Here is an 11707-nt window from a genome sequence, read left to right as displayed (position 1 = left end):
CGATAGCCCTGCCCTTGTGGGGAGGGGTTAGGGGTGGGGGTATTCGTAGGGCGAAAGCCTCGGCTTTCCATGCGATTGCCGCGCCCCTGTGGGAAAATGTCCGGCAGAATAGAGGGGGCGCTGACCCGCCAGCTTTCTTCGTGGCTCCTTGCATCATCCTTGCCCTGTCACAAAGCTGACAAGCGCCGGTCCTAGCGTCGAAAAGTTCCTCCAGCCATTCCCAGCCACGAGGCATCTTCCCCATGACCCGATCCTTCCTTTCTCTCTGCCTCGCCTCCACGGCGCTGGCATCGTTCGCCGGCGCCGCCCACGCCGCCCCTCCCGGTTACGACAAGATCGACACAGTCGTCGTCATCTATGCCGAGAACCGCAGCTTCGATAATCTTTATGGCGGCTTTCCCGGCGCCGATGGGCTCGCCAACGTCTCGGCCGACCAGGCGCGCCAGCTCGATCGCGACGGCAAGCCGCTTGCCGAACTGCCGCCGGCCTGGGGCGGGCTGACCGGCAAGGGCGTGACGCCGGCGATGACCGAGGCCCAGACCGCGCATCTCGCGAATGCAGTCTTCTCGATCGACGACCCCAAGGGCTTCAACGAGAATATGGCGGTCATCACCCGCGACCTCTGGCACCGCTTCTATCAGGAGCAGATGCAGATCGATGGCGGAAAGAACGACAAGTTCGCCGCCTGGGCCGATTCCGGTGGCCTGGTGATGGGTCACTATGACGGCTCCGGCCTGCCGATGTGGTCGGTGGCGAAAAAATATGTGCTGGCCGACAATTTCTTCCAAGGCGCGTTCGGCGGCTCCTTCCTAAACCACTTCCAACTCGCCTGCGCCTGTGCGCCGGTCTATCCGCATGCCGACACCAGCCCGGTAAAGGGGCAGATCGCCGTCGTCGAGGCCGATGGCAAGACGCTGAAGGTCGCCGACAACTCACCGGCCTCGGCGCTTGGCGGGGCGCCTAAATTCGTCAATGACGGCGCCATCACGCCGGATTTCTACGCCGTCAACACCATGCAGCCGCCCTATCAGCCGAGCGCCAACAAGCCGGTCGAAGGCGGCGACAAGGCGCTTGCCGACCCGGCGCAGCCGAGCACGCTGCCGCCGCAGCACGACATCACCATCGGCGACCTCCTGTCGCTGAAAGGCATCGACTGGGCCTGGTATGCCGGTGCCTGGCAGGCCACGCTCGACGGCAAGAACGCGACGCCGGTGCCGAATTTCCAGTTCCACCATCAGCCGTTCAACTATTTCACGGCCTACGCGCCCGGCACCGCTGCGCGGACCGAACACCTCAAGGATGGTGGCATGGGGGGCTCCGAGTTCATCAAGGTGATCGACGAGGGCAAGCTTCCGGCTGTCGCCTTCTACAAGCCGCAGGGCAACCTCAACGAGCATGGCGGCTACACCGATGTCACCAGCGGCGACCAGCACCTTGCCGATCTCGTTTCGCATCTGGAGAAGAGCCCGCAATGGAGCCACATGCTGGTGGTCATCACCTATGACGAGAATGGCGGCTTCTGGGATCATGTCGCGCCGCCCAAGGCCGATCGCTGGGGCCCAGGCAACCGCGTCCCGGCCTTCATCATCTCGCCCTATGCGAAAATGGGCACGGTCGACCACACGCAGTACGACACGACATCGATCCTGCGCTTCATCACGGCGCGCTACGACCTGCCGGTGCTCTCCGGCATCGTCGCCCGTGACAAGGCGCTTGCCGTGAATGGCGAGCCGCCGATGGGGGATCTGAGCGCGGCACTTGACCTGAACCGGTAGAGGCGGCCGAGGCAAAAGGGGCCATCGCGTCGCGAAGGCCCCTCTCAGCCGCCATTGACCAAGGCCAGAATGAGCTTCTGCAGGTTGCCGCCCTGACCGAGTTCGACGCGGTCGAAATCGCGGCTGGACTGCCGCTGCGCCTGCGAGAGTTCGGACAGGCGCTTGGTCATTTCCGTGCGGATCTTGCTGCATTGGGGATCATTCGGGACCGTGAGGCCGACGGTCGCCGCCTCGATCTTGCGCACCATGTCGACAATGCTGGCGCCATGCACTTTCTCATGGGCACTGACGCCGGCGAGGAAAACCTCCCAGTTCTTCTGGACGGCTGATGGCAGCGGCGCGGTGGGACTGGGCAAGGTGTAGGTGATGATCAGCTTCGGCTTGGCCGACACCAGCACGCAGACCGCGCCACGCGCCTGATAGTCCCTGGTCCAGGTCAGCTTGAAATTGGTGTGGGCGATGGCGTGGGCAATGCCGACATTCGGCCCGTTCTCGCCGATCGACCGGTAGAGCTCCAGCCCCGACTGGCCCGATATGGCATAGGTCTCCACCGTCTCGACCGGCTTCCAGCCGGCCGCGGCGGCTGCGGCTGCCAGGGGCCAAGCCATAAGCGCGACCGGCCCAAGACGCAGACGAACACGGTTTCTCGGCACCACTCTCTCCAAATCGGCCCGGACGGCTTGCCGAACAGGGCAATGTCGCCGGACCGCTTTTCCTATATGCTGCCGGCGGGTGCTGCAAATGTGTAAGGGGGAAGTCATGAAAGCGGGATATCTCTTCTTCGTTTGTGCCATGACCATATTGCAGGCCGCGCAGCCGGTTCTTGCCGCGCCGTGCAGCGGCTGGAGCGCGAAGATGGAGGAAGACGAGGGCGGCAGCGTGCTGACCGCCTCGGCGTGCGGCGGGCCGAAAGGCGATGCGCGCCTGATGCTGACCTGCTTCGACAATCCTGTGCTGAGCTACGACCTGGGCGCCAGCGGCCAGCAACTGGAGCCCGGCATCAGCGGTGCCTTCGATTTCAAGGCCGACGGCAAGACGGTGACGAAGACGCTGCAGCTCGAAGCGATGTACAATTATTTCGTGGCGGACCTGGCCAAGACCGATCCGCTGCTCGACCTTTTGCAGTCGAAGGGGGACGTCTCGGTCAGTTCAGCCAAATATGGCGCCAACAGCTTTCCGCTGAAGGGTTCGAGCGGGGCCATCGGCAAGGTGCTGGCGCAGTGCGGCAAGGCCAGGCCGGCGAATGATGTGGATTGAGGCTGAAGGGTTGCGCCGCCCCTCATTGTCCTGCCGGACATTTCTCCCTGTATAGTGACGGGGAGAAAGGCGCCGGCCGCGACGCCGGCGTCCTTTCCGCAGCGTTGATAATTGGCGAAATCAGCGGCGAGAGCGTCCTTCTCCCCGTCACTATACGGGGAGAAGATGCCGGCAGGCAGATGAGGGGCGGCGCAAGCCTTTACCCTTGATCTCCAACCTCTCCGCTTGCCGTTGCCGCCCCCTGGCCGTATCTCATCCACCATGACCGACATCCAGTTCCGCAAGGCGCAAGCCTCCGACCTGCGTCAGCGGCTGGCGTATGCGGGAATTCTTTCAGGCTCTATTCAATTTGCCGGCAAGAAGGGATATAGGTCAGCTAAGTTGACCTATATCCGAAGCGTCCGGGGAGGCGTGTCTTGACCCTTTTGAACCTGTTGGCTTCGCGCTCCTCGCGCATGAAGGCTTCCGAAATCCGCGAGCTGCTGAAGCTGCTCGACCAGCCTGATATCATCTCCTTCGCCGGCGGCATTCCCGATCCGTCGCTGTTTCCGGCCAATGCCATCCGCGACGCCTATGCCGAAGTGCTCGGCGGCGCGGAAGCGGGGGCGGCGCTGCAGTACCAGGTCTCGGAAGGCTATCTGCCGCTGCGGCGCTGGCTCGCAGGGCAGATGGGCAAGCTCGGCGTCGCCTGCGACGAAGCCAACATCTTCATCACCTCCGGCTCGCAGCAGGCGCTGGATTATCTCGGCAAGCTGTTCCTGTCGCCGGGCGACACCGCGCTGGTGACATGGCCGACCTATCTCGGTGCGCTGCAGGCCTTCAACGCCTACGAGCCGCGTTATGACCGGTTGCGGCCGGAAGGCGGCAACATGACGCCCGATGCCTACCGCGCGGCGGCGGCTGCGAATGGCGGCAAGGTCAAGTTCGCCTATCTGGTGCCCGACTTCGCCAACCCGACCGGCAACACGCTGGACCGGAAGCAGCGCGAGGCAGTGCTCGACCTCGCAGGCGAACTCGACATCGCGGTGATCGAGGACGCCGCCTATCGCGCGTTGCGCTATGACGGGGAGGGCGTGCCGCCGATCCTGGCGCTCGACTGCATCAGGTCCGGCGGCATCGACAAGGCGCGCACGCTCTATTGCGGCTCGTTCTCGAAGATCCTGTCGCCGGGCATGCGCGTCGGCTGGGTGTGCGCGCCGCGCCATGTGGTGGAGAAGCTGGTGCTGATGAAGCAGGCGTCGGACCTGCACAGCCCGTCGATCAACCAGCTTGTCATGCACCGCGTTGCCGAATCCGTGTTCGACGGTCAGGTGGAAAAGCTGATCGGCGCCTATCGCGAGCGCCGCGACGGCCTGCTTGCCGCGCTCGAGGCCAACATGCCCGACGGCGTGACCTGGAGCCGCCCGGAAGGCGGCATGTTCGTCTGGGTGACGCTGCCGGAAGGGTCCGACGCCACCGAGTTGCTGGCGCGGTCGGTGAAGGAGGCACGCGTCGCCTTCGTGCCCGGCAACGCCTTTTATGCCGACGGCAGCGGCCGCAACACGCTGCGGCTGTCGTTCACGCTCGCCGACCGCCGCGCGGTGACCGAGGGCATTCCAAGGTTGGCGGCGCTGCTGAAAGGGTAATCCCGCCGCGCCAGAGGTCCAGGGCCGTTATGCGTGCCCTTGATGCTGCCGCCTTTTTTCTTCGTATCTCGTATACGAGATTGGATTGGGCCGCACCCGAGGAGCCGCATGAAACCATTGCCTGAAGCCGTACCGTTTTTCAGCCAATGGGAGACGCCCGACAAGACACTGGCCGTGCTCGCCGAAGGGGCCGACATCGCGCTGCGGCGGGATCCGTTGTGGCGGGGTTCGGGTGCTGAAACGCTCGACGAATACGCTCTGTGGGCCGCCAACATCTGCGGCATGGCGTGTCTCAAGATGATCCTGGCGACGCGCGGCGAGATCGTGCCGACGGTCGAACTTGCCAGGCAATGCACTGGATATGGCGGCTATGTCGTCAACGAAGGATCGATCAAGGGGCTGATCTACGCGCCTTTCGTCACTTTCGTGAAGGCGGAGTTCGGCCTCGACGCCGAGGTGGTGACCGGTGTCGCGACAGCGGACATTCCGGCGATCCTCGCCCGGTCGCGCTTTTTCATCGCCTCGGTCAGCAGCTCGATCCGCTGGCCCGAGCGCGAGCCGCCATCCAAGGGCGGTCACCTGGTGCTGGTCACTTCGGCATCCGATCAGGTTTTTTGCTTCCACAACCCGTCCGGCCATACCAGCGCCACACAGGCAAACGCAGTGTTGGCGCCATCCGATTTCGACCGCTTCTTTGCCAATCGCGGCATTGCCGTCGCCATTTGATTTCGAGGGATTTCCATGAAGGACAAGATCAGGGTTGCCATCCTCTATGGCGGGCGCTCGGCCGAGCATGACGTCTCCCGCCTATCGGCCGCCAATGTGCTGAAGGCGATCGACCGGACGCGCTACGAGGTGGTGCCGATCGCCATTTCCAGGGAGGGCAAATGGCTGCTGCAACCATCGACCGAGGCTGGCGGCGACGGGGCAGGGGCTCCGCTGTCGGAGGATGGCGCCGAGGTCGCGCTGCTGCCCGGCGGCAAGGGCCGGCTGGTGGTGGTGTCGAAAGGCGGCGCCCAGCCTGAACTGCTGCCGGTCGATGTCGTCTTTCCTGTGCTGCACGGTCCGTTCGGTGAGGACGGCTCGGTGCAGGGCTACGCCGAGGTTGCCGATGTCGCCTATGTCGGCTGCGGCATCCTCGCCTCGGCCGCCGCCATGGACAAGGATGTCGCCAAGCGGCTGATGCGCGAGGCGGGGCTTGCCGTTGCCCGCTCCGTCACCGTGCATCGAAACGACGTCGGTTCGTTCCAGGAAATCGCCGGGATGCTTGGACTGCCGTTCTTCGCCAAGCCGGCGCGCCAGGGCTCCTCCTTCGGGGTGAGCAAGGTGAATGACAGGGATGGTTTCGACGACGCCGTCGAAACGGCTTTCCGCTACGACGGCAAGGTGGTGGTCGAGGAGTTCGTCGAAGGGCGCGAGATCGAGTGTTCGGTGCTGGAGCGGGCCGACGGCTCGCTCACCGTGTCGCTGCCCGGCGAGATCATCCCGGCCGGGAAGCATGGCTTCTATACCTATGAGGCCAAATATCTCGACGCCGACGGCGCCGTGGTCAAGGTGCCCGCCGATGTGCCGGCCGCGATTGCCGACCGGGCGAGGGACATGGCCACGCGGGCTTTCCGGGCGCTTGGGTGCGAGGCCATGGCGCGCGTCGACTTCTTCCTGCGCGCCGACGGTTCGCTGCTGGTCAACGAGGTCAACACGCTTCCCGGCTTCACCGACATTTCGATGTACGCCAAGGCGCTGGCGGCGACGGGCATCGGCTACAGCCAGATCATCGACGTGCTGATCGAGCACGCGCTGGCCAGGTATGCGACGCGCTGACGGTCGATCCCGTTCGGGAGCATGTCCTCCCGGTCATGGCTGGTAGCGCAAGGCATCGAAGCAGTTTGAAGGCCGGCGAGGCGTGCCGCCGGCTGGGCAATAGAAGTGGCAGGCCGGCAGTGGCGGTGTCCATTTGCCCAGCGCCTTGACCCGCCGCCCGGTTTGGCATTCGCCGGACTATTGCATCGAGACATGTTGATGAAGATCGGGCGGGACCATCGCGCCCTCGCCACCATCCTCGGCGAAACCATTTCCAGGCAAAGCCAATCCATTGCTTTGAGCGTCGAATTCTATCGGCGCGCCAAACAGTTGGGCGGCCTGCAGGACCAGATATTCGATATCCTCAAGGGCGACGTTTTCCATAAGGTTCCTAACCCTGATCTGCTCGGCCACCGCCGTGATGTTGACGATGCCCCTGTGAAATGCCGTCCGGACGGCCGAATTGACGTCATCGCGCAGGCGCATGGAGAAGTTGTACCGCATCGAAGCCTCCCACAGGCGATCGGTTTCTATTTTGGTGGGAGCATGCACCCATGGCCGGCCCCTGACAAGTGGAAATTTGAAAATGTGCAAAGAAATCAGCCAGTTAGCACATTCATGCAAACGTGCAACCAACGTCTGATCCCCATCATGCGCGGGTTGCGCTGTTCACCCATTGGCAGGACTTGACGCATGATGGGAGCAATCCTAACTATGAGCCGAATGAGATAAATACTAACTAAGCGTATTTTTAGACCTGAGCGAGGAAACGCGCAATGGCTGAACTGGAACGCCCGGAACGATTGCAGATCATGCTCACCGCGGACGAACTGGCGGCCCTGGAAAACTGGCGCTTCGAAAAGCGCATGCCGAGCCGTTCGGCGGCGGTCAGGGAGTTGCTGCGGCGCGGTCTTGCCTCCGAAGGCTTCCTGACGGCGGAGCATGGCGTCAAGTCACAGGAATTCGGCGTTCTCATGCCCGACAGCGGGAACGGCAAGGTAACCGATCAGCCCGGTAAAGCGGCCGATCGGTCGTCGGAGTGAGGGGCGCTTCGGCTGACATGCGCCAACTGCACGGGGAGCGATTGCCTTGATCCGTTTTCGCGCTACCTCATGGCAATGAGCGAAATCGTGGCGGCGGTAACCGGCATTATGGACGATGAGAGGCAGGACGCGACCGCCGATGCGCGTCTCGCGGCCATTGTCGATTCCTCGTTCGACGCCATCATCAGCAAGGATCTCAACAGCATCATCACCAGCTGGAATTCGGCGGCCGAGCGCATGTTCGGCTACAGCGCCGAGGAAGCGGTCGGCCAATCGATCCTCATGCTCATCCCCGATCACCTCAAGAGCGAGGAGACCGAGATTATCTCCCGGATTCGCAATGGCGGACAGGTGGCAAGCTATGAGACGACGCGACGGCGCAAGGATGGCGTGCTCATCGCCGTCTCGCTGACCGTGTCGCCGATCAAGAACGCGCGTGGCGAGATCGTCGGCGCCTCGAAGATCGCGCGCGACATTTCCGCCGCCAAGGAGAGCGAGCGCCGGATCAGGCTGCTGATGCGCGAGGTCAACCATCGCGTCAAGAACCAGTTCGCCGTCATCCTGTCGATGGTAAGGGAGACGAGCAAGCGTTCGAGCGATCCGCGTGAGTTCGAGGAACTGATCCGTGCCCGTATCATGGCGCTGTCGCGCTCACATGACCTGCTTGTCACCTCGGAATGGGCGGGCGCCAGCCTCTTCGACTTGATCCAGGAACATTTGAAGCCTTTCGGCCGCGAGGAACAGATAACGCTCTCCGGCCCGGTTCTGACGCTGCAGTCGAACGCGGTGCAGACTCTAGGCATGGCGTTCCATGAGCTTGGCACGAATTCGTCCAAATACGGCGCGCTTGGCACCGAAGACGGGCGGGTCGAGATCACCTGGACGATCGGCTCGGGGGGGCAGGGTTCGCGTGCTTCGGGCGAACGGGAATTCCAGCTGTTGTGGGAGGAGACATCCAAGCCCCGCCCAGGAACCAGGCGCGACGAGACCGCGCGCAAGGGTTTCGGCACGGTCGTGCTGCAGCGGGTGGCGCCGCAGTCACTCGGCGGCTCCGCTGTCCTGGAGCGGTTGCCCGGTCATCTCAGTTGGCGTCTCAACGCGCCGCTGACCTCGATCATCGTGCCGCAAGTCGGCTCCGAGGCCGACAACGACGCCGCGGCGGGCTTCGGCCCCTGAAGAGCGTCCCGGTTGACGCGGGTCTGGCCGTTGGGAGCCGTGTCGGTCGCGACGGGGCAATCACGGTTTTGTTCAGTGCCGCTTGAGCGGCCTCATACGGGTGGGGCGGCGGGCTTCCCACCGCCCCACCTTACCGGTCACGGATGATGGAGATGCCTTTCGGCATCAACTTCTCCAACCGTGAAGCTCTGGAAACCCGGCATCAACTGCCATATGGCGGCAAGGCCGATGATTACATAGGCCAGGCGAGCCAGGGTAGCTCCCCCGAAAACCATGCCGATCACGTCATGGCCCGTCAAACCCATGACCAGCCAGTTGAGGCCGCCAAGGATTATGAGGGCGAGAGTGACGAGGTTCATGACACGCATAGACGCCTCCTGATGTTGCCTGACAAACGTCTGCGAAAAAAACGCCTGTGGTTTCAGGCGGTTCCATTGGTCACGACATTGTGAACGATGGCGACGATCCGCGGGTGCCTCGCGAAACCAGGCCGGCGGCGTGGGAGCGGGCCATTCGAAAGGCGTTCCAACAGCCCGCCTCGGCGCCAGGACGAGCGGCGGGCAACTCACTCAACCAGGATATGCGCCTCGCGCGCGGCCTCGACGAAAGCCTCCCTGGCAGTATCGGGAGAGACGTCGCCACTTGTCGCGCGGCGGCAGGCGCGCAGTGCCGACTGATGCTTCGGGCTACCGGCGTCGCGCCAATGTGTCGTCAGCAATTCGATGGCCTGCTGTGTATTGGACAGGTTGCGGGTGGCCCCGGTGACGCCGACCGAAACCACCACGGGCTTGGAAAACCACGCGGTTTGCATTGGAACCTCGACAAGGTTGCGGGCTTAGAACGCATACCGCGGCAGCTGGTTTCATGTCTGCAATCACTCTAGCGTGAGGCCAGGGAGCATCCGCCGTGGCATGGCTCAAGGCCTGTTTGACGCAATTGCGGTCGCAAAACCGTTTCACGCTTTTCCTGGAATGCTTCAAAGGATGTTGGTCGTCACCTCGACGATGATCGCGGCAGCTTCCAGTTTGCCGTCGGGGACGTGCACGACGCGCGAGACCCGCAGGTCCTGGGGACTTCCGTCGACCGACAAGGAAACGCTTTCTCCAATCCGCGGCACCGCCTGGAAAATGGCGTTGGTGGCGTCCGGCCGGTTGTCGATGGATATACGGCAGTTGACGGTCATGGAATGTCTCCTGTCTGGCCATGCCCCCGATCGTCAACGCCGGGTCCATCAAAATGGTTTCAGGAGGGGGCGGTTCAAAAACCGGGGCTGCCTTGAGGAAGGCTGGTTCCCGCTCATGGGCTCGAACCACGATTCACGCCTTCAAAGGGCGCTGTCCTACCATTAGACGAAGCGGGAGAAGCGAGAACGGTTATGACGCCGGCGCGGCGGAGCGTCAATTCGGGAAGTTGTTGACCGGCTCTTCGCAGTGATAGACCGGGCAATGCCCGTCGCGGGACGGGATATAGGCCGACATCGGCACTTCCGGCCAGTCGCATTCATTGCCGAACTGCCTGACATAGCGGTCATAGGTGTTCGGACCAGTGGTCAGCACCACGGCGCGATGGCTCTGGATCATGGCGCGGATCTCGGTGCAGCTCATGCCGCGGCTGTCGGGCCGGGACTCGGCCAGATTGGTCGCCGCGAGCATGGGGACCAGGGTCATCAACAGGATTCGAACGCGAGCGGACATGGCGGTTTCTCTTGGTTCTTGACGCGGTGTCGGGCTCTCGAGGCAACTGCGGGCGCAAGACCGCTTCACACCTTCCGGGAGTTGCCCGAGCGGACATGCATTGTCGCATAAAACCCATTATCTGTCCGCCAGTTCCGCGACAGGCTGTGCGTTGCGCATGGCGGGGCTCCCGCGCAACCAAATCATGCCTCGCGCATTGCTGGGCATGGATGACAGGAAGCCTTACGAAACACCCCAATGGCGGCCCGGAAATGAAGGCCGCGAAGCTATGTGCTGTTCCTTCTGCGGCGGTCGCGACCACCGCTACGAGGAATGCCCGCAAAGGGCCGATCCGCCTGCCGCGACGTCCGAGGATGACGCGGTAAGATCTTGCTGACCCGGCCATTGGCCCGTTGCGAAAACTTGCACCATATCAGGTCAGACTATCATATCAGGTCAGACTGGGCCGCATGGGCATGATGCCTTGGCCTCGGGTTCCCGGCACGCTGTTGCGGACGCGGTCGGCGAGTAGGGCCAAGCATGCCTTCAGTCAACGTGACGGCCGCGTTGTCCGGATCGGCTGACGGCCTTGCCGGCGCCAGCGACGCTTCCAGCTGGCGGGAGGGAAGTGGCCAACCTTTTCGGCCGACGGACGTTGTTCCTGCGAAGGGAAGGCCGCCGTGGGCGGCCGCGCAAGAAAAGGAGGCCGGGATGAAACCTCTCGCCATCGCGTCCCTGATATTGGCGCTGGCAGTGCCGGCGGCGGCACAGACGCAGCCGAATACCGACAGCCAGGCGAAACAGACCGACAAGTGCCGTGCACAGACGGATCAAGGCGGCAAACAGCCGCTTGGCGGCGGCAATTTGACCGAAAAGCTCAATGATTGCGGCGGCGTGCTGAAGCCGCCGCCCACCGGCGACCAGGGCATGGCCGCGCCGGCGCCTGACGAAGGCAATACACCGATCATCAAGCCGGGCGAAGTGCCGGCGCAGCCGCCCCAGAAGTAAAAGCCAATTCGTCTGCATTGCTGGGCGGAGGAACCTCGTACAATGCCAAACGTTTCTTTTTGACAATTGGATTTGAAAGGAACGGATCGTGAGAGATATTGTCATCACCGCCACGTTTCTTGCTTCCATCGCCATCGTGATCGCCTTGATGCTGATGGCGCCGAAGAGTTTCGGGTTCGAGACTTCCCATCCGATCGTGAGCGGCGATCTGCCTACCCCATAATCAGGAGCGGTTCGGCAACAGAAAGGCAGGCGGGAATTCGCCTGCCTTTCTCAGACTGCTGACAAACCCCTGGCATTTGCCGGGGGTTTTTGATTCACTGGGTCATGTTGAAGCGACCCGCCCCTGA

15 protein-coding genes and 1 tRNA gene are annotated in these 11707 nt (G+C 63.1%); 9 read left to right on the top strand and 7 right to left on the bottom strand.

Features of this window, described 5'->3' with window-relative positions; genetic code table 11:
- Positions 1-242: 242 nt before the first annotated feature.
- Complete coding sequence (locus FJ548_RS29285; protein WP_140613204.1) at positions 243-1775, top strand: acid phosphatase; 1533 nt, start codon at positions 243-245, stop codon at positions 1773-1775.
- Positions 1776-1819: 44 nt separating this feature from the next.
- Here FJ548_RS29285 and FJ548_RS29280 read toward each other — a convergent pair whose 3' ends face one another.
- Complete coding sequence (locus FJ548_RS29280; RefSeq protein ID WP_140779723.1) at positions 1820-2383, bottom strand: DUF922 domain-containing Zn-dependent protease; 564 nt, start codon at positions 2381-2383, stop codon at positions 1820-1822.
- A 151-nt stretch (positions 2384-2534) separates the two neighbouring features.
- On the opposite strand from FJ548_RS29280, the gene FJ548_RS29275 reads away from it, so the two are divergent.
- From FJ548_RS29275 to FJ548_RS29255, 4 genes are all read left to right on the top strand, one after another.
- A complete protein-coding gene (locus tag FJ548_RS29275; protein ID WP_246671638.1) occupies positions 2535-3032 on the top strand; it encodes a hypothetical protein in 498 nt (165 codons plus the stop codon).
- A 455-nt stretch (positions 3033-3487) separates the two neighbouring features.
- A complete protein-coding gene (locus FJ548_RS29265) occupies positions 3488-4657 on the top strand; it encodes a PLP-dependent aminotransferase family protein (RefSeq protein ID WP_181168946.1) in 1170 nt (389 codons plus the stop codon).
- A 108-nt stretch (positions 4658-4765) separates the two neighbouring features.
- Positions 4766-5383 (top strand): C39 family peptidase, encoded by a 618-nt coding sequence (locus tag FJ548_RS29260; RefSeq protein ID WP_140779722.1) that lies wholly within the window; start codon positions 4766-4768, stop codon positions 5381-5383.
- Positions 5384-5398: 15 nt separating this feature from the next.
- Positions 5399-6478 (top strand): D-alanine--D-alanine ligase family protein, encoded by a 1080-nt coding sequence (locus tag FJ548_RS29255; RefSeq protein ID WP_140779721.1) that lies wholly within the window; start codon positions 5399-5401, stop codon positions 6476-6478.
- A gap of 177 nt (positions 6479-6655) precedes the next feature.
- Here FJ548_RS29255 and FJ548_RS29250 read toward each other — a convergent pair whose 3' ends face one another.
- Complete coding sequence (locus FJ548_RS29250) at positions 6656-7093, bottom strand: hypothetical protein (RefSeq protein WP_246678800.1); 438 nt, start codon at positions 7091-7093, stop codon at positions 6656-6658.
- Between the two features lie 140 nt (positions 7094-7233).
- Here FJ548_RS29250 and FJ548_RS29245 point away from each other — a divergent pair, with 140 nt between their 5' ends.
- On the top strand, positions 7234-7500 hold the full coding sequence (locus FJ548_RS29245) for a hypothetical protein (protein ID WP_140613197.1): 267 nt from the start codon (positions 7234-7236) through the stop codon (positions 7498-7500).
- A gap of 69 nt (positions 7501-7569) precedes the next feature.
- On the top strand, positions 7570-8676 hold the full coding sequence (locus FJ548_RS29240) for a PAS domain S-box protein (protein ID WP_181168945.1): 1107 nt from the start codon (positions 7570-7572) through the stop codon (positions 8674-8676).
- A 137-nt stretch (positions 8677-8813) separates the two neighbouring features.
- On the opposite strand, the gene FJ548_RS29235 is transcribed toward FJ548_RS29240, so the two are convergent.
- The 5 genes from FJ548_RS29235 to FJ548_RS29215 all read right to left on the bottom strand — a co-directional run bounded on the left by FJ548_RS29235 (position 8814) and on the right by FJ548_RS29215 (position 10370).
- Entirely contained in the window at positions 8814-8981 is a 168-nt protein-coding gene (locus FJ548_RS29235; protein ID WP_246678801.1) for a DUF378 domain-containing protein, read from the bottom strand.
- A gap of 260 nt (positions 8982-9241) precedes the next feature.
- The gene (locus FJ548_RS29230; RefSeq protein ID WP_140613195.1) at positions 9242-9487 is read right to left on the bottom strand and encodes a DUF982 domain-containing protein; all 246 of its coding nucleotides are present in this window, start codon (positions 9485-9487) and stop codon (positions 9242-9244) included.
- 165 nt (positions 9488-9652) lie between these two features.
- Complete coding sequence (locus FJ548_RS29225) at positions 9653-9859, bottom strand: hypothetical protein (RefSeq protein ID WP_140613194.1); 207 nt, start codon at positions 9857-9859, stop codon at positions 9653-9655.
- A gap of 103 nt (positions 9860-9962) precedes the next feature.
- Positions 9963-10036, bottom strand: a tRNA-Gln gene (locus FJ548_RS29220).
- 37 nt (positions 10037-10073) lie between these two features.
- Positions 10074-10370, bottom strand: coding sequence for a hypothetical protein (locus FJ548_RS29215; protein WP_181165772.1), 297 nt, complete (start codon positions 10368-10370; stop codon positions 10074-10076).
- Between the two features lie 690 nt (positions 10371-11060).
- Between FJ548_RS29215 and FJ548_RS29210 the strand changes: the two genes are divergently transcribed.
- Entirely contained in the window at positions 11061-11357 is a 297-nt protein-coding gene (locus FJ548_RS29210; protein WP_140613193.1) for a hypothetical protein, read from the top strand.
- Between the two features lie 88 nt (positions 11358-11445).
- On the top strand, positions 11446-11580 hold the full coding sequence (locus FJ548_RS30795) for a hypothetical protein (protein WP_281407119.1): 135 nt from the start codon (positions 11446-11448) through the stop codon (positions 11578-11580).
- Positions 11581-11707: the final 127 nt, after the last annotated feature.

Source organism: Mesorhizobium sp. B2-4-17 (genome assembly GCF_006441275.1).
In the GTDB taxonomy this organism is placed as follows: Bacteria; Pseudomonadota; Alphaproteobacteria; order Rhizobiales; family Rhizobiaceae; genus Mesorhizobium.
The sequence above is the reverse complement of the archived record's forward strand: the minus strand, read 5'-3'. Positions and strand labels throughout refer to the sequence as shown.